Source organism: Leisingera coralii (assembly GCF_049056525.1).
GTDB classification, from domain to species: domain Bacteria; phylum Pseudomonadota; class Alphaproteobacteria; order Rhodobacterales; family Rhodobacteraceae; genus Leisingera; species Leisingera coralii.
Genome location: NZ_JBHUPT010000023.1, coordinates 98,980 through 115,849, shown reverse-complemented (window position 1 = coordinate 115,849; position 16,870 = coordinate 98,980). Strand labels below are relative to the sequence as shown.

Below are 16,870 nucleotides of genomic sequence, written 5' to 3'. Positions count from 1 at the left end.
CCCGGCGCAAGGCGCCGGGCCACGCCCAACGGGAGCGGAGCATGCACATGCTCCGGCGACGGGCGGGAGAACCCGCCTGTCAGGAAAAACAACAGATAGTCAGCGCAGCGCGCGGGTCCAGCGGTGCAGGATGTCACGTCCAACGGGGCGGGTTTCGACCAGCTCGAACCGGGGGGCCTCTTCCAAGCGGCCGATACCCAGGGCCCCGATCGAAGGCAGACCCTCGGCGCCGATCCCCAGACCGGCAGTAAAGCCGATCAGCTCATCCACCAGGTCAAAGGCCAGCAGCGAGGCCGCCAAAGCGCTGCCGCCCTCGCAGAACACGCGGGTCAGCCCCGCCTGCCCCAGCTGCTGCAGCACATCACCCGCATCCAGCTGCACCCCGTGCGAGGCGCAGGGGATCAGCTTGGCCCCCAGCCCTTCCCAGGCCTGAATCCGCTCATGATCCGCGCCATGGCCATGGCAGAGCCAGACCGGCACCTGTTTGGCGGTGCGGGCCAACTGGCCCATCAAAGGCAAGTCCAGGTGGCGCGAGATCACCACCCGCACCGGCTGCTTCTCCACCCCCAGATCGCGCACTGTCAGCGAGGGGTCATCCGCCCGCGCGGTGCCGCCGCCGACCATCACCGCATCGTGGCGGGCCCGCATCGCATGCACGGCGCGGCGCGCCTCCGGCCCGGTGATCCATTTGCTTTGCCCCGTTCCGGTGGCAATGCGGCCGTCGAAGCTGCTGGCCAGTTTCAGCGTCACCAGCGGGCGGCCCTGTTCGGTCTTCAGAAAGAACCCGGCATGGTCGCGCGCTGCCTGGGCGCCCCAGACGCCTGTGTCCACTCTGATACCGGCATCCCGCAGCATCCGGATGCCCTGGCCTGAGACCCGCGGATCGCTGTCCCCGATCGCAGCCACAACCCGCGCCACCCCGGCAGTGATCAGTGCCTGTGCGCAAGGCGGCGTTGCGCCCTGATGGGCGCAAGGCTCCAGCGTGACATAGGCGGTGGCGCCGCGAGCTGCTTCACCGGCCTGCGCCAGCGCCTCGGTTTCCGCGTGCGGACGGCCGCCCGGCTTGGTCCAGCCGCGGCCGACAATCCGCCGGCCCTGCACGATGACACAGCCCACGGCCGGGTTTGGCCAGCAGTTGCCCTGGCCGCGCCGCCCGAGGGACAGCGCCAGCGCCATGAAACGGTGATCGGTATCCATTATTCTTCGGGCGCCACCGGCGGGCGCAGCTCGTGGACAAAATCCTCGAAGTCATCTGCGGCCTGGAAGTTCTTGTAAACACTGGCAAAGCGCACATAGGCCACGGTGTCGATCCGGGCCAGCGCCTCCATCACGATCTCGCCGATCTTCTTGGAGGGGATGTCGGTCTCGCCCATGCTTTCCAGCCGCCGCACGATGCCAGAGATCATCTGGTCGATGCGTTCCGGCTCGATCGGGCGTTTCTGCATCGAGATGCGGATCGAGCGCTCCAGTTTGTCGCGGTCGAAATCCTCGCGCTTGCCATTGGACTTGATCACCACCAGGTCGCGCAGCTGCACCCGTTCATAAGTGGTGAACCGGCCGCCGCAGGCCGGGCAGAACCGGCGCCTTCGGATCGAAACATGATCTTCGGCGGGGCGTGAATCCTTGACCTGAGTGTCGATATTTCCGCAAAATGGGCAGCGCATCCGCCTGCTTCCTCAATCCTGTCAGCCTGATTATTAGTGCCGGGATCGGCCCGGTTATCCACAACTATAGGCCACCCTCCAGAATTTGGGTAGAGGTGATTTCCCGCCGCTAGATAAAGAGGTTTACGCCAGATACGCCGCCACCCGGCGCTGGTGCGGAGCATCGCGGTGCTCAAACAGGTAAAGGCCCTGCCAGGTGCCCAGCACCGGCGCGCCGACCGCCACCGGAACCGACAGGCTCACCGGCATCAAGGCTGCCTTGATATGGGCAGGCATGTCATCCGGACCTTCATAGGTGTGGCGCAGATAGGACATCGACGGATGGTCCGAGGGCGGCACCAGCCGGGCAAAGAAGGCCCGCAGATCAGTCTGCACCTCGGGATCGGCGTTTTCCTGGATCAGCAGCGAGCAGGAGGTGTGGCGGACAAACAGTGTCAGCAGACCGTCCTGCAGGCCGCTTCCGGCCACCCAGGACCGCACATCGGCGGTGAATTCAAAGAGGCCCTGCCCGCGCGTCGGAATGGTGAATTCATGATGCATGGGCCAATCATTGGCGGAAACCGGCCCTGCAGGCAACTGATGCGCCTCGCAGAATCACAAGTTACGGCAGCCAGCGGTCGCGCCCTGGCAGACGGTCGTAGCAATAGGTCTGAGCCGCCGTCACCCGCAGGCTGTCGCCCGCCTCGCGCACGTTCAGCGACAGGCTGCCGGAGCGGTCAGGCACACCTGGCGGCAGGCCAAAGGCGAATTGCACCGCCTTGCGCCCCGGACGGTTGACCGAAGGCCCCTCGCCGCGCCAGACGTAGATGCGCTGGTTGACCGGCGCCCGCAGCTGGCGGATGGCATAATCGGCGATGCTGCACCAGTAGTCCTGCGGGCCGGACCGGCCCCGGGCCACCACTTCCCAAACACCTTCGGAGACCGGCAGCACCTCATTCCGGTTGACCGCCCGCCAGGCGGAGGCAGGCACAGGAACAGCCAGAACCAATGCCAGCAGCCCTGGCAGCCACAGTTTTTTGCAGGTCATTTCAATCCCCTTCCCCGCCGCCAAGACGGCCGCGGATCAATCTGGTTTCAGGGCCTCCCAAACGGCACGAAGCAATACTCGTGGGCCCTCACAAGACTCATTGTATCACCAGCTTGCAGGCTGTTGACAGACCTGTATCCGCCAGCCGGTGCGGCAGCCGCCAGACTTGGATCCAGCGTGAACTGGACCGCGGAGCGGCGCCCGGTGGTTTCGCTGGGGCCCAGGCCGCGGTAGATATGCAGTTGGCTGTCCCAGGGCAGCCGCAGCACCCGTTGCACATGGTCCGCGGCGCCGCACCAGAACAGATAGCCGTTGCCGGTCCGGGCGATGACTTCGAACACGCCGTCGGACACTGGATTGACCCGGGTGCTGTGGCGGCTGGCGTTGGCGGCGGAAACATCCGGGAGCGCCAGCATCAAGGACGTGGCAAGGACTGTGGCAGCGGTCGCTGGTTTCATGTGATCTTCCCTCCGGTCTGAAGGCTGCCCGCCTGGCCGGGCGGCCGGGCAGCTCCCTCTCAAGGGTAGGAAGATTTGGAACACATGCCAGTCACACTGCCGTGCGGTGGCAGGACCGCAGCCCGCGTTACAGGGCGGACGCCTGCACGCAATAGCCGTAGCCCTGCTGCACGGACATGCTCTCTCCCGGCTGGAAGCCAAGTGACAGCCAGCCGATCTTGGGGGTAACGCCCGCCCGCTCCGGGTACAGGGTGAACTGCACCGACGAGCGGCGGCCGGTGGTAACGCTCATGTCCCGTCCGCGCACCACGTAAAAGCGGTCGGTCCAGTTTGCACCCAGTTCCCGGCGGGCATACTGGGCCGCGGCGCACCAGTAATCCCAGGTGCCGCCGGATCTGCCCGGCACCACTTCGTAGACGATGCCATCGACCGGCAGCACCCGCACGCCCCGGTTGGCAATGAAGGGCTCTGCCATGGCAGGAGCCGCGCCGAGACAGGCCAGGCCAAGCGCGTAAATGAAGTTTCTCATCCGGAATTATCCCTATGCTGCGGTCAACATAGGGACTGGCGGCTGGGGCTCCAAGTGCCGGTTGCAAGCAACGCGGCTTGCTCTCGCAGATGTGTGAGGGCTGGCGTCAGGCCCGCACCGGGAGCGGGATGATCTCGGCGCTTTGCGGCTGGCGGCCCAGCACTTCCTCCAGCACGGCCAGTACCGCAGCGTTGGGCGCGGTTCCGGTTTCCGGGTGGAACCTGGCCCGGGCCTGCCGGCGCAGCATGTCCTTGGAGCTGCTGCCGTCCATTTGCTGCAGCGTCTCACCCTGCTGCGCCAGCGCCTCGACCATGAACTGGTTAGCGGCCACCAGATCGTTAAGCGAGCGCAGTTTGTCCGTGAGCTCCGCAAGCGCCTCATTCATATCGGTATGTGCAGACATCCTCTTCCCCCCGGAAGACCTTTGGCGATGTCTGCAATTTTAAGCGCCGGCCCCTGGCGGGACAATGCCAGGGTTAGCAAATGGTTAACGCCGGAAATCCATCTCCGGCAGCACGATATGGCCGCTGTAGCGCACCAGCAGGCCGATCCGCGGCAGGCTGGCGGAGATGTCGAACCCCAGATACCCCTCCGGCGTTTCATACTCCATCGACGCGCTTTGCAGGCACAGGGCGCGGGGCAGCGGCAGGCCAAACAGCCGTGCCTTCTCGACCGTCACCACCAGCGCGCCCTGCTGAACCGAGGCCGCCAGCTCCAGCTCCACCGGCCCGAAGCGTTCCACCGCCCGCCCTTTCCGCGGATCAAACCGCAGGCGCGAGCGGGTCTGGTACTTGCCGAAGCTGCGCTGCCACACATGGCCCTTGCCCTGCGGCGCAACGTCCAGCCGGAACCGGGTCTGCGCCATCGGTGGCGGAAAGCCTGCCAGGCCGGCCAGCAGCCGCGCCCAGCGGTTGCCGCCCTCGACCGTGACCAAGCCCTGGCTGCGCTCCGGCGGCTGCGCATGGAACCGCAGCAGGGCTGGCGGCACCTCAAGCTTCTGCGCCGCTATGATCTCGCCAAAGGCGTCCTTCATGCACCGAAGCCCCCGGCGGCAAATCGGGCGCGGACCTCCGGGCTGGGGATCATGCAGCGGTCATAGCGGCCGAACAGCCAGTAGCGGTTGCGGGCGACGCTGAAATAGAGCGGGTCCTTCAGCCATCCCGGCAGGAACTGGCACAGCGACAGCACCGGCCACGGCCAGGGCAGCGCCCGCATCGCCGCGGCAAAGGCATCGAGCCGCTGATGGGAGCGGCCATCGACGATCACCAGGTTGGTCTCGAAGTCATCCACGGGCAGCCCGTGTTCGCGGTAAAGCTGCTGCCCCAGCGGCGATTGCGCGGTGGCAAAGGCAAACCGTTCCGCCCGATCATGGCGCAGCATGAAGCGGAAGAAGCCAGAGCACAGCACGCATTCGCCGTCGAAGACGATGAGGTCGCTACCGGCCTTCAAGAGTTGCCCAGATTTCATCTCCTCAAGCGATACGGCGAGAATACCGCTGCCTGACCATACGATTAATGAACGAATTCAACCCCTCACCTTGGCGCGCCAATCTTGCCATTTCATCAAGATTACGCCTTCCAACAGAGATTGAAGTATATTCGTAGATTGATCCGTCAGAAAACTGGACGAGAATATAGTCCCTTCCAATTTCAAATGCGACGACACCTGAATCACGTCCAAAGTTGCTGTAAGTCTCCAATTTACTTCTCCTAAAAAAACGCCCCCTTATGGGGGCGTTTACCTTTTACTGATCCAGGAAGCTGCGCAGCTTGCGCGAGCGGCTGGGGTGCTTCAGTTTCCTGAGCGCCTTCGCCTCGATCTGGCGGATCCGTTCGCGGGTCACGCTGAACTGCTGGCCGACTTCCTCCAGCGTGTGGTCGGTATTCATGCCAATGCCGAAACGCATCCGCAGAACCCGCTCCTCGCGCGGGGTGAGCGAGGCCAGCACCCGGGTGGTGGTTTCCTTGAGGTTTTCCTGAATGGCACTGTCGAGCGGCAGCACGGCATTCTTGTCCTCGATGAAATCGCCCAGCTGCGAATCTTCCTCGTCCCCGATCGGGGTTTCGAGCGAGATCGGCTCCTTGGCGATCTTCATCACCTTGCGGACCTTCTCCAGCGGCATCTGCAGCTTGTCGGCCAGTTCCTCCGGGGTCGGCTCGCGGCCGATCTCGTGCAGCATCTGGCGGCCGGTGCGGACCAGCTTGTTGATGGTCTCGATCATATGCACCGGGATCCGGATGGTGCGGGCCTGGTCGGCGATCGAGCGGGTGATGGCCTGGCGGATCCACCAGGTCGCATAGGTCGAGAACTTGTAACCGCGGCGGTATTCGAACTTGTCGACCGCCTTCATCAGGCCGATGTTGCCTTCCTGGATCAGGTCCAGGAACTGCAGGCCGCGGTTGGTGTATTTCTTGGCGATGGAGATCACCAGGCGCAGGTTGGCCTCGACCATTTCCTTCTTGGCCTGGCGCGCCTCTTTCTCACCCTTCTGCACCTGCTGCACGATGCGGCGGAATTCGGAGATGTCCAGACCGACATACTGGCCCACCTGGGCCATGTCGGCGCGCAGTTCCTCAACCTTGTCGGTGGAGCGTTCGATGAACATCTGCCAGCCGCGGCCCGGCTTTTCGCCCATCTCGGCCAGCCAGTTCGGATCCAGCTCGCGGCCGCGGTAGGCGTCGATGAACTCGCGGCGGTTGATACGGGCCTGGTCGGCCAGCTTCACCATCGAGCTGTCGATCTGCATGACGCGGCGGTTGATGCCATAAAGCTGGTCGATCAGCGCCTCGATACGGTTGTTGTGCAGGTGCAGACCGTTCACCAGCTCGACGATTTCGGAGCGCAGCGACTGGTAGCGCGCCTCGTCGTCGGCGCTGAAGGAGCCATCCTCGTTCAGCGTCGCCGAAATCCGGCTGTCCTGCATTTCGCTGAGTTCGGCGAAGTCGGTGGAGATCCGCTCCAGCGTAGTCAGCACCCGGTCCTTGAGCGCGGCCTCCATCGCGGCCAGCGACATGTTGGCCTGCTCGTCCTCGTCGTCGTCGTCATCGCTGGCGATCGGGTTGCCGTCTGCATCCAGCTCCGGGCCTTCCTCCTTGGCCGGTTTGGCCGCCGCCACTGCGGAGGTATCGACAACCGGCTCCTCCTCGCCGTCCTCGTCCAGCTGGTTGCCAAAGGTGGCCTCCAGGTCGATGACGTCGCGCAGGAGAATGTCCTCGGACAGAAGTTCGTCGTGCCAGATGGTGATCGCCTGGAAGGTCAGCGGGCTTTCGCAGAGGCCCGCGATCATGGTGTTGCGGCCGGCCTCGATGCGCTTCGCGATTGCGATCTCGCCTTCGCGGCTCAGCAGCTCAACGGAGCCCATTTCGCGCAGGTACATGCGCACCGGGTCGTCAGTGCGGTCCAGCTTCTCGGTCTGGGCGCCAGCGAGCGCAACCTCGCGCGGGCCTTCGGTGGTCACAAGGTCGGTGGTGCCCTTGTTTTCCTCTTCCTCGGCCTCTTCGTCCTCGATGATGTTGATGCCCATCTCGCTGAGCATCGACATCACGTCTTCGATCTGTTCCGAGCTGACCTGATCCGGCGGCAGAACCTGATTGAGCTGATCGTAGGTGATGTAGCCTTTCTCGCGGGCTTCCGCGATCATCTTCTTGACCTGAGCCTGGCTCATGTCGAGGGAGATTTCGGCGTCCTGATCGTCAGGTTTGCGGTCGTCGGTGTCTTTGGCGGCCATTCAATGCTCCTACTCAGGGGCTGCGGGGCGGTGCGAATCACGCGAATCATTAGCGCGATCATCCGATTCGTCACCCCGTTTACCCAATTTTCCTGTGCTCTTCCTTAGCAAAACGCAGAATCAGCCTGCGTGTTACTTCTCGGAAAAGCCGATTCGGTCCAAAAGGGCACCGAAGGCATCGCGCTCATCCCGGTTGAGCCGCGCGCCATTCTTGCCCACGTCGTATGTCGCCTTGTCCTCATTTTCGCTGCGCACGGCCTTGTTCCTGGCCTCTGCCGCCTGGCGCAACCGCCAGGTCAGGGCCTCATCCGCCAGACCGTCCAAATCCTCTTCGGCTTCTGCCAGTTCCGCATCCAATCCGCGCCGCGCTTCGAGTTTTGCGAGTTCCTCGGCCAGGGTCATGCTGGCCAGTTCGGTGTCGCCGGGTTTTCGCAGGCAGGGGATGATTGCAACGTGGCGAAGGCCAAACAGGTTTTCAAGGGCATGAGGCCCCAAAGCCCAGTCGATTTCTTCCCGCAGCCGCTCCGGCGCGTCGATGCCGTGGCGCAGCACCAGGTCGCGCAGCGCCGCCAGGTCCGGATCGGCGCATTGCAGGCGCTCCAGGCTGGTCTCGAATTCCGGGATCACCGCCGGCGTGGTGATCGCCGTGGCCAGGATCACCGCCTCGCGCATGGCGGCAAAGGATTCATCATCGGCCCCAGCCACCAGCGAGGCCCGGGTGGTTGCGCGCGGCTGGGGGATCGGGCCAAAGCCCTTGCCCGGCTTCCAGGGCGCGCGGGCGCCATCGCGGAAGCCGCCGCCCTTGCCCCCGCGTTGCTGGAACCCGCCTTCGCCGCCGCGGCTGCCGCGGAACAGCTGCCAGCGCATTTCCTTGACGTCTTCGCCGTAATGCTTGCGGATCGACGGGTCGCGGATCAGCCTGATCTTCTCCCGCAAGCTTTTATCCAGAGCCGCCTTGCGCTCGGGGCTGTCAAAGACTTTGCCCTCGGTCTCGCGCTGCCACAGCAGCTTGACCATCGGCATTGCCTGGTCCAGCACCGCCTGCACCGCTTCCGGGCCTTCGCTCCGGATCATGTCATCCGGGTCTTTGCCCTCGGGCATGATGGCAAAGCGCAGGGACTTACCGGCTTCCAAGAGCGGCAGCGCCAAGTCGATCAGCCGCATGGCGGCGCGGAGGCCAGCCTTGTCGCCGTCCAGCGCGATGATCGGCTCATCCGACATCCGCCAAAGCATCTGCAGCTGGTTTTCGGTGATCGCAGTGCCCAGCGGCGCCACGGAGGATGGGAAGCCGCCCTCCGCCAACGCGATCACATCCATGTAGCCTTCAGCCACAATCAACGGTGCGCCGCGGCCCGAAGCCGCCCGCGCGGGCCCGTGGTTATAAAGGCTGCGGCCCTTGTCGAACAGCTCGGTCTCGGGCGAGTTCAGGTATTTGGCGTTGTCGTTCGGGTCCATCGCCCGGCCGCCAAAGGCAATCGCCCGCCCCCGCGCATCACGGATCGGGAACATAATCCGGTTGCGGAAGGTGTCATAAGGCTTGCCGCCCTTGTTCGACGGCTTGGCGAGCCCCGCCCCGATGATCAGGTCCTCAGGCACGTTCTTGCCGCGCAGCGCGTCCCACAGGTTCTGCCAGCCGTCGGGGGCAAAGCCGATCTCCCAGCGGTCCAGCGCCTGCGCCGTCAGGCCCCGCCGCTGCAGATAGGCACGGGCATCGCGGGCAGCGTTGGTTTTCAGCTGCAGACGGAAGAATTGCACCGCCTGCTCCATGACATCGGCCAGCAGCGCGCGGCGGTCCTGCTTTTCCTGCGCGCGCGGGTCGCGCTTGGGCATCTCCATGCCCGCTTCGCCCGCCAGGATCTCCACCGCTTCCATGAAACCGACATTCTCGGTCTCCTGGACAAACTTCAGCGCGTCGCCCTTGGCGTGGCAGCCGAAGCAGTAATAGAACCCCTTGCGGTCCTCCACGTGGAACGATGCGGTCTTTTCATGGTGGAAGGGGCACGGGCTCCAGTAGTCGCCCTTGCCTGGCTGTGATTTGCGCTGGTCCCACATGACCTTGCGCCCGACAACATCAGAAATACTGATGCGGGTGCGCAGTTCATCCAGAAAACCGGGCGGCAGGGACATGTCAGTTCGACTTCAGCTGTTTCTGCATCGCTTGGATCTGGTCCCAGTTCTGCAGGCACTGCTCTTCGAACCGCGCGCCGAGGTCGGTGTCCTTGAGGTCGCGCCGCTTCATTGCATAGACGTGGGCCGTCAGCTGCGGGATCGCCTTGGAATAGGCTTCGGGCCATTCCGGTCCGCTGTCCAGAATGGTCTGCTCCACCTCTTCCTGCTTCACCCGGTCCAGCCGCGCCTGCTGCACTGCGGCCATGACCTGGCCCTGGTATTTGCAGCTTTCTTCTTTGGTTTCAGAAGCATAGGCCGGAGCCGCCAGCAAGGCGGCTGCGAGGGCGATGCGGATCATAGATGCGCTCCGGGAATCAGTTGGTGATTCCCGAAGATTACCCCCGCGCCGCGACAGCTTCCATGGCTGTTTTCAGATCATGCACCAGCGTCTTCGCCATCGAGCGGAACACCATGATCTGAAACGCCCGCGGGCCGGTACGGGTGACCGAGGCCATCATGTGCTTGAGTTCCGCCCGCACGGTGTGGCCGCGCTTGAAGACTGGCCCGCGCAAGTCCACTGGCACCAGTCGCGCCAGCACGTCCTCGGCGCCCGTGCCTTCCAGCTTGACCACGGCCCAGGCATCGCTCTGGTCCGTCAGCGCTGCGTGCTTTGCCAGCCCGGCATCGGGCGCAGGCCCCATCAGCAGTGCCATGTCCCGGCCAAACCAGACAGCCCGGCTGCCCGCCTTGCCGGTGGCGCGGTTCGGTGCCGGGAACGCCATGCCGTGGGCGGCCTCCAGCGCCTTGCTCAGCGCCTTTTCCTGACCCTTGAAGGGCGCCACGGCCCACATACTGCCAGGGTATTCCTCGGTCAGGGTCATACCGCCGATGGTTGCCGGAACCAGCCCCTCACAGGGGCTCTTTGCAATCAGTTCAGCCACGGGCACGGTCTCCTTCCGGATCAAAGAACACAGGGGAAACGACCTCGCACAGGGTATCAACGCCGCGCATATGGTCGACCAGGCGCACGGTCTCGCCGATCCGCTCTGGCCCCTCTTTCAGAAAGGCCAGCCCAATCGGGTGCCCCAGCGTCGGCGAGTACCCAGCCGAGGTCACATAGCCCTGGTCATAGATCCGCTCGACCGGATCACCCGGCGTGAACAAATGCGCGCCGGCGGTGATTTCCTTGGCCGCGCCGACAGGCTTCAGGCCCACCAGGCGCATCCGGTCCTCGGCCATCAGCCCTTCACGGGTGGACATCGCTTTGCCCAGGAAGTCCTTCTTCTTGGACATCATCCCCTGCAGGCCCAAGTCAAAAGCTGTCACCGTGCCATTGATCTCGGCGTGGGTAATCAGCCCCTTCTCGATCCGCAGCACATTGAGCGCTTCCATGCCATAGGCACCGCCGCCCATCGCCTCGGCCCGCTTCAGCAGCTCGCGGTACAGGCTCTCGCCATAGCGCGCGGGCACGGCCACCTCATAGGCATGCTCGCCCGAGAAGGAGATCCGGAACAGGCGCCCCTTGACGCCCAGAACGGTCGCCGCGCCGCAACCCATGAAGGGCCAGGTCTCGCCGTTCACATCCTCGTCCAAGAGCCCGTCCAGCAGCTCCTGCGACTTGGGGCCGGCGACAGCAAACTGCGCCCATTGCTCGGTCACCGAAGTAAAGCGCACATCCCATTCCGGGTAGAGCACCTGGGAAACGAACTCCATATGCGCCATCACCTGCCCCGCGGCAGCGGTGGTGGTGGTCATCACGAAATGGTTCTCGCCCAGCCGCGCGGTGGTGCCGTCGTCCATGACAAAGCCATCCTCGCGCAGCATCAGCCCATAACGGACCTTGCCCACCTTCAGCGTGCTGAAAGTGTTGGTGTAGAGGAAGTCCAGGAACTTGCCCGCATCCGCACCCTGAATGTCAATCTTGCCCAGGGTGGAGACATCGCAGATGCCCACCGCCTTGCGCACCAGGGTGACTTCCCGGTCGCAGGACTGGCGCCAATTGGTCTCGCCCTGCTTCGGGTAATAGGCCGCGCGGTACCACAGGCCGACCTCCAGCTGATGCGCGCCGCGCGCATCGCTCTCGGCGTGCGAGGTCAGGAAGCGCTGCGGCTTGAAGCCCTCGTCCGTGGCCCCTGCCCCCATCGCCCCGATGGAGACCGGCACAAACGGTGGACGGAAGGTGGTGGTGCCGGTCTCCGGAATTGTCCGCCCGGTGGCATCCGCCAGCACCGCCAGCGCCGCTACGTTGGAATTCTTGCCCTGATCGGTCGCCATGCCTTGGGTGGTGTAGCGCTTCATATGCTCGACGGAGCGGAAGTTCTCCACCGCTGCCTGCTTCACATCCTTCACGGTCACATCGTTCTGGAAGTCGAGCCAGGCGCGCCCCTTGCCCGGCACCGCCCACAGCGCGGCGATACGGTAGGGATCGTCCTCCGCCTGCGGCAGATCGGCGGCGGCGGACTTCAGGCCCAGCGCCTCCAGCACCTTGCCAGCCGCCTCCGCGCCTTCGCGCAATGCGCCTGCGGTGGAGAAGATGCCGTTGCAGGCACCTGCCGCGACCATACCCGGCACCGCACCCTCGGCGGGCACAAAGGCAAGCGCCTCACGGTTCCACGCAGGGCGGCTGTTCAGGTGGCAGGTCAGATGCACCGAAGGGTTCCAGCCGCCGGACATCGCCAGGCAGTCGGTCTGGATCTTCTCCTCACCCTTGACCGAGCGCACGGTGATGCTCTCGATCCGCTGACGGCCGGCGCTGTCGCAAACCTGCGCGCCGCGGATCACCTGATAGGGACCGCTGTCTGGCGCGTCATGGCGGCTGTCGATCACCGCTGCAATATGCACGCCCGCATCATGCAAGTCTCGCGCGGTGCGGTGGGCCTGATCATTGTTGGCAAAGACGGTAACCCGCTCGCCCGGCGCCACGCCCCAGCGGTTCAGATAGGCACGCACGGCGCCCGCCATCATGATGCCGGGCCGGTCGTTGTTGCGGAACGCCACCGGGCGCTCGATGGCGCCCGCCGCCAGCACCGCGTGCTTGGCCGCAATCCGCCAGAAGCATTCGCGCGGCAGATGGCTGCCCTTCAGCGAATGGCGCCGCGGCAAGTGGTGCGAAACGCGCTCCAGCGCGCCATAAGTGCCCTGGTCATACGCGCCGGTGACGGCGGTGCGGGTCATCAGCCGCACATTGTCCATCGCCTCCAGCTCAGCCAGCACCTCTGCCGCCCATTCATGGCCCTGCTTGCCACCGATCTCCTCGCGCTCCGCCAGCAGGCGGCCGCCCATGCGGCTGTCTTCTTCCGCCAGGATCACATCCGCCCCGGCCCGGCCTGCGGTCAGCGCCGCCATCAGACCCGCAGGACCGGAGCCGATCACCAGCACATCACAGAAGGCAAAGGCTTTCTCGTAACGGTCCTGGTCCGCCTCCCCCGACAAGGCGCCCAGCCCCGCCGCATTGCGGATCAGCGGCTCATAGACCTTTTCCCAGAACGCCGCCGGCCACATGAAGGTCTTGTAATAAAACCCCGCACCAAAGAACGGCGCCGCCAGATCATTCACCGCCATCACGTCGCGCTCGACCGAAGGCCAGCAATTCTGGCTGCGCGCCTCCAGCCCCTCGAATATTTCCTGCTGGGTGGCGCGCACGTTCGGATCCTGCTGGCCGCCGGTGCCGATCGTTACCAGCGCGTTCGGCTCCTCGCTGCCCGCGGTCAGCACTCCGCGCGGGCGGTGGTACTTGAACGAGCGCCCCATCAGATGCACACCGTTGGCCAGCAGCGCCGAGGCCAGCGTATCGCCCTCCAGCCCCATCATGTGGCGGCCGTTGAAGGCAAAGGTGATCGGCTTCGCGCCCTGGTTCAGACCTTTTCCGGGAAGTCTCATGTCTCACCTCCCAGCCCGGCCTCAGAGGCCAGCTGCACCGCCAGAATCTCGTGCGTCGCGGTATCGCGGGTGACCTTCAGCCAGGAATTGCAGCCCATCTCGTGATACCAAAGCTCATCCAGCGGTCCCGCCGGGTTCTCCCGCAGGTTCACATATTCATGCCAGGCATCCAGATCCGCGCCCTCCGCCGGGCGCACCAGCGCGGCACCTTTGTAATAGAATTCGCGGCGGTCCCTCTCACCGCAAAGCGGACATGTGATCCTCATGACCAGCGCCCTTTCTTCTTTGCAAAAATACTCCGGGGGTGAGGCCGCAAGGCCGAGGGGGCAGCGCCCCCCGCCGCGGCAGAGGCGAAATCAATGCAGGTTATGCTGCGCACCGGTCCCCTCCTCGTCCATCAGGCCAACCCCGCTGCGGAAGCGGTCGAGCTTGAATTTCGTGGCCGCCCCGTGCGGGCGGTCCGTGGCGATCAGATGCGCGTAAACGCTGCCCGAGCCCGGCGTTGCCTTGAAGCCGCCGTAGCACCAGCCGCAATTCAGGTAGAGCCCGCCGATCGGTGAATGGTCGATGATCGGGGAGCCGTCCGGGGTCATGTCCATGATGCCGCCCCAGCTGCGCAACAGGCGCGCCTTGCTGACCGCAGGCACCATCGCCACGAAGGTCTCCATCGTGTGCTCCACCATCGGCAGGTTCCCCCGCGCCGCATAGGAGCTGTAGAAATCAAGGTAGCTGCCAAACACCAGCCCGCCCTTGTCCGACTGGCTGATGTACAGGTGCCCCTCTGCAAAGGTGATCACGTGGTCGACAATCGGCTTCAGCCCTTCGGAGACAAAGGCCTGCAGCACGTGGCTTTCGATCGGCAGGGTCAGCCCCGCCATCGCCGCTACCTGGCCGGAGCGGCCCGCGGCGGCCAGCGCCACCTTCTTCGCCCGGATCGGGCCGCGCGCGGTCTGCACGCCCGTGACCTTGCCGTTCTCCACGTCGATGCCGGTCACTTCGCAGTTCTGGATCAGGTCCACCCCGCGCATGTCGGCGCCGCGGGCAAAACCCCAAGCCACCGCATCGTGGCGCGCGGTGCCCGCCCGGCGCTGCATCAGCCCGCCCATGATCGGGAAGCGGTTGTTATCGAAGTTCAGGAATGGCGCCAGATCGCGCACCTGCTCGCGGCTCAGCAGTTCCGCGTCATCGCCCTGGTTGACGATGGAATTGCCCCGGCGCACCGCCGCATCGCGCTGGCCGTCATTGTGGAACAGGTTGATGATGCCGCGCTGGGACATCATCGCGTTATAGTTCAGGTCCTGCTCCATGGATTCCCACAGCTTCAGCGAATGGGAATAGAATTCGGAGTTGCCCGGCAGGTAGTAGTTGGCACGCACGATGGTGGTGTTGCGCCCCACGTTGCCGCCGCCGAGGTAGCCCTTCTCCAGCACCGCGACATTGGTGATGCCGTGCTCCTCGGCCAGGTAATAGGCCGTTGCCAGCCCGTGGCCGCCGCCGCCGATGATCACCACATCATATTCGGATTTGGGCTCAGGGTCCCGCCAATGGGGCGTCCACCCCTTGTTTCCGGTGAGCCCCTCCCGGAGCACACGCCAGCCCGAAAACCGCATGTCGTCCCTCCCCGTCAAATCACTTGTCCGCGCCCGGAAAATTGCTGGCCCGGGCCTTGGCGGCATTGCTACCCGCTTTCGCCTGCCGCTCCTAGCCCAAAGGCTCAATTTGCGGCACATCAGCACGGCTTTGCTGCAAATCACATGAACTGATCACTTGTGTCTAGTGCTAATTGCGACAGCGGATGACGTATTGCATACCGGGCGCAAAAAAGACCGGGGCGGAGAGTTTCCCCTCCGCCCCGCTTATCCCGGCCCGGCCTTGCGCCTCGTCAGAGGCCCTTGGCGTGATAGCTCTTGGCGACCTTGTCGATCGACACCAGATAGGCGGCGGTGCGCAGGTCGGTCACGTCGTCGCGGCTGTGCCAGACCTCGCGCATCGACTGATAGGCCACCCGCATGGTGTCATCGAGGCCGGAGCGCACCAGCTCCAGCTCATCCGCGCCGCGCAGGTACTTGTCCTTGAAGCGCGGGTCCAGCGTCCAGGTCTTGCCGAGGCTTTCCGACAGCTTCTCCAACTCGTCGACAACAAGCTGGTGGCGCGCCTCCTCCTGACGGCGCTGCATCCGGCCAAAGCGGATATGGCTGAGGTTCTTCACCCACTCGAAGTAGGACACCGTCACACCGCCCGCGTTGGCATACATGTCGGGAATGATCACGGTGCCCTTCTTGCGCAGGATCTCATCGGCGCCGGCCGTCACCGGGCCGTTTGCAGCCTCGATGATGAGCGGCGCGGTGATCCGCTCCGCGTTGGAGAGATTGATCACCCCTTCCAGCGCCGCCGGGATCAGGATGTCGCATTCCTCTTCCAGCAGCAGCGTGCCGTTTTCAAGGAACTGCGCATCCGGGTAGCCGGTCACGCCGCCGTGCTTGACGATCCAGTTGCGCACCGCCTCCACGTCCAGGCCGTCGGCGCTGTACAGCCCCCCGTCATGCTCGACGATACCAGTGATCAGGGCGCCATCTTCCTCGGCCAGGAACTTGGCCGCGTGATACCCCACGTTGCCGAGGCCCTGAACGATGATGCGCTTGCCGTCCAGCTTGCCGGTGAGGCCGGCGGCCGCCTTGTCCTCCTCATAGCGGAAGAACTCGCGCAGCGCATATTGCACCCCGCGCCCCGTGGCCTCGACCCGGCCGGCAATGCCGCCCGCGTTCAGCGGCTTGCCGGTGACGCAGGCCCTGGAGTTGATGTCGGTGGTGTTCATCCGCGCGTACTGGTCGGCGATCCAGGCCATTTCGCGCTCGCCGGTGCCCATGTCGGGCGCGGGCACGTTCTGGGACGGGTTGATCAGGTCGCGCTTGGCCAGCTCATAGGCAAAGCGGCGGGTGATCAGCTCCAGTTCATACTCATCATATTCGCGCGGATCGATGCACAAGCCCCCCTTGGAGCCGCCGAATGGCGCCTCCACCAGGGCGCATTTGTAGGTCATCAGCGCCGCCAGCGCCTCAACCTCGTCCTGGTTCACGCCGGTGGCGTAGCGGATACCGCCCTTCACGGGCTCCATGTGCTCTGAATGGACCGAACGGTAGCCGGTAAAGGTGTGCATCGCGCCGCGCAGGCGCACCCCGAACCGCACCGTATAGGTCGCGTTGCAAACTCTTATCTTTTCCTCCAGCCCCGGCGGCAGATCCATCAAGGATACGGCCCGGTTAAACATCAGGTCCACGCTTTCGCGGAAGCTCGGCTCTGTGCGGCTGCTCATTTAAAAAGTTCTCCGTGCTCAAACATCGACTCGCTGCCGATGGTGCCCTCACTCTATGCAGAGATACTTAAGGAGTGCGACCTTTTTGACCATTCCCAGCCAAAAAGATTCGCATTTTATCCAACGGTTCACGATTCGCAGCTTGCGCAGAGACCATTGTCCCC

18 protein-coding genes are annotated in these 16,870 nt (G+C 64.5%); all 18 read right to left on the bottom strand.

Going from position 1 to position 16,870, the window contains the following annotated elements:
* Window positions 1-99: 99 nt before the first annotated feature.
* The 18 genes from ribD to ACFMBG_RS09735 all read right to left on the bottom strand — a co-directional run bounded on the left by ribD (window position 100) and on the right by ACFMBG_RS09735 (window position 16,706).
* Window positions 100-1,197: a bifunctional diaminohydroxyphosphoribosylaminopyrimidine deaminase/5-amino-6-(5-phosphoribosylamino)uracil reductase RibD gene (gene ribD / locus ACFMBG_RS09820; RefSeq protein ID WP_421054516.1), complete on the bottom strand. Its 1,098-nt coding sequence runs from the start codon at window positions 1,195-1,197 to the stop codon at window positions 100-102.
* On the bottom strand, window positions 1,197-1,664 hold the full coding sequence (gene nrdR / locus ACFMBG_RS09815; protein WP_027236911.1) for a transcriptional regulator NrdR: 468 nt from the start codon (window positions 1,662-1,664) through the stop codon (window positions 1,197-1,199). Before nrdR ends, ribD begins: the two co-directional genes overlap by 1 nt.
* Window positions 1,665-1,787: 123 nt before the next feature.
* Complete coding sequence (locus tag ACFMBG_RS09810; RefSeq protein WP_421054515.1) at window positions 1,788-2,204, bottom strand: secondary thiamine-phosphate synthase enzyme YjbQ; 417 nt, start codon at window positions 2,202-2,204, stop codon at window positions 1,788-1,790.
* A gap of 61 nt (window positions 2,205-2,265) precedes the next feature.
* Window positions 2,266-2,691 (bottom strand): hypothetical protein, encoded by a 426-nt coding sequence (locus ACFMBG_RS09805; RefSeq protein ID WP_421054514.1) that lies wholly within the window; start codon window positions 2,689-2,691, stop codon window positions 2,266-2,268.
* A gap of 47 nt (window positions 2,692-2,738) precedes the next feature.
* The gene (locus ACFMBG_RS09800; RefSeq protein WP_421054513.1) at window positions 2,739-3,149 is read right to left on the bottom strand and encodes a hypothetical protein; all 411 of its coding nucleotides are present in this window, start codon (window positions 3,147-3,149) and stop codon (window positions 2,739-2,741) included.
* Window positions 3,150-3,276: 127 nt separating this feature from the next.
* Entirely contained in the window at window positions 3,277-3,678 is a 402-nt protein-coding gene (locus ACFMBG_RS09795) for a hypothetical protein (protein ID WP_421054512.1), read from the bottom strand.
* Between the two features lie 106 nt (window positions 3,679-3,784).
* Complete coding sequence (locus ACFMBG_RS09790; protein WP_421054511.1) at window positions 3,785-4,081, bottom strand: hypothetical protein; 297 nt, start codon at window positions 4,079-4,081, stop codon at window positions 3,785-3,787.
* An 84-nt stretch (window positions 4,082-4,165) separates the two neighbouring features.
* Entirely contained in the window at window positions 4,166-4,711 is a 546-nt protein-coding gene (locus ACFMBG_RS09785; protein WP_421054510.1) for a DUF4166 domain-containing protein, read from the bottom strand.
* Window positions 4,708-5,145 (bottom strand): thiol-disulfide oxidoreductase DCC family protein, encoded by a 438-nt coding sequence (locus tag ACFMBG_RS09780; protein WP_421054509.1) that lies wholly within the window; start codon window positions 5,143-5,145, stop codon window positions 4,708-4,710. Before ACFMBG_RS09780 ends, ACFMBG_RS09785 begins: the two co-directional genes overlap by 4 nt.
* Before the next feature lie 4 nt (window positions 5,146-5,149).
* Window positions 5,150-5,377, bottom strand: a complete 228-nt coding sequence (locus tag ACFMBG_RS09775) for a hypothetical protein (RefSeq protein WP_421054508.1) — start codon at window positions 5,375-5,377, stop codon at window positions 5,150-5,152.
* Window positions 5,378-5,422: 45 nt separating this feature from the next.
* The gene (gene rpoD, locus ACFMBG_RS09770; RefSeq protein WP_421054507.1) at window positions 5,423-7,405 is read right to left on the bottom strand and encodes an RNA polymerase sigma factor RpoD; all 1,983 of its coding nucleotides are present in this window, start codon (window positions 7,403-7,405) and stop codon (window positions 5,423-5,425) included.
* 132 nt (window positions 7,406-7,537) lie between these two features.
* Complete coding sequence (gene dnaG / locus ACFMBG_RS09765; RefSeq protein ID WP_421054506.1) at window positions 7,538-9,532, bottom strand: DNA primase; 1,995 nt, start codon at window positions 9,530-9,532, stop codon at window positions 7,538-7,540.
* Between the two features lies 1 nt (window position 9,533).
* On the bottom strand, window positions 9,534-9,872 hold the full coding sequence (locus tag ACFMBG_RS09760) for a hypothetical protein (protein ID WP_421054505.1): 339 nt from the start codon (window positions 9,870-9,872) through the stop codon (window positions 9,534-9,536).
* A 37-nt stretch (window positions 9,873-9,909) separates the two neighbouring features.
* Window positions 9,910-10,455 (bottom strand): sarcosine oxidase subunit gamma, encoded by a 546-nt coding sequence (locus ACFMBG_RS09755; protein ID WP_421054504.1) that lies wholly within the window; start codon window positions 10,453-10,455, stop codon window positions 9,910-9,912.
* Window positions 10,448-13,393, bottom strand: coding sequence for a sarcosine oxidase subunit alpha family protein (locus tag ACFMBG_RS09750; protein ID WP_421054503.1), 2,946 nt, complete (start codon window positions 13,391-13,393; stop codon window positions 10,448-10,450). The genes ACFMBG_RS09755 and ACFMBG_RS09750 overlap by 8 nt, the downstream gene beginning before the upstream one ends.
* Window positions 13,390-13,659, bottom strand: a complete 270-nt coding sequence (locus ACFMBG_RS09745; protein ID WP_421054502.1) for a sarcosine oxidase subunit delta — start codon at window positions 13,657-13,659, stop codon at window positions 13,390-13,392. The genes ACFMBG_RS09750 and ACFMBG_RS09745 overlap by 4 nt, the downstream gene beginning before the upstream one ends.
* Before the next feature lie 90 nt (window positions 13,660-13,749).
* On the bottom strand, window positions 13,750-15,003 hold the full coding sequence (locus tag ACFMBG_RS09740) for a sarcosine oxidase subunit beta family protein (RefSeq protein ID WP_421054501.1): 1,254 nt from the start codon (window positions 15,001-15,003) through the stop codon (window positions 13,750-13,752).
* 272 nt (window positions 15,004-15,275) lie between these two features.
* Window positions 15,276-16,706, bottom strand: a complete 1,431-nt coding sequence (locus ACFMBG_RS09735) for a Glu/Leu/Phe/Val family dehydrogenase (protein WP_421054500.1) — start codon at window positions 16,704-16,706, stop codon at window positions 15,276-15,278.
* Window positions 16,707-16,870: the final 164 nt, after the last annotated feature.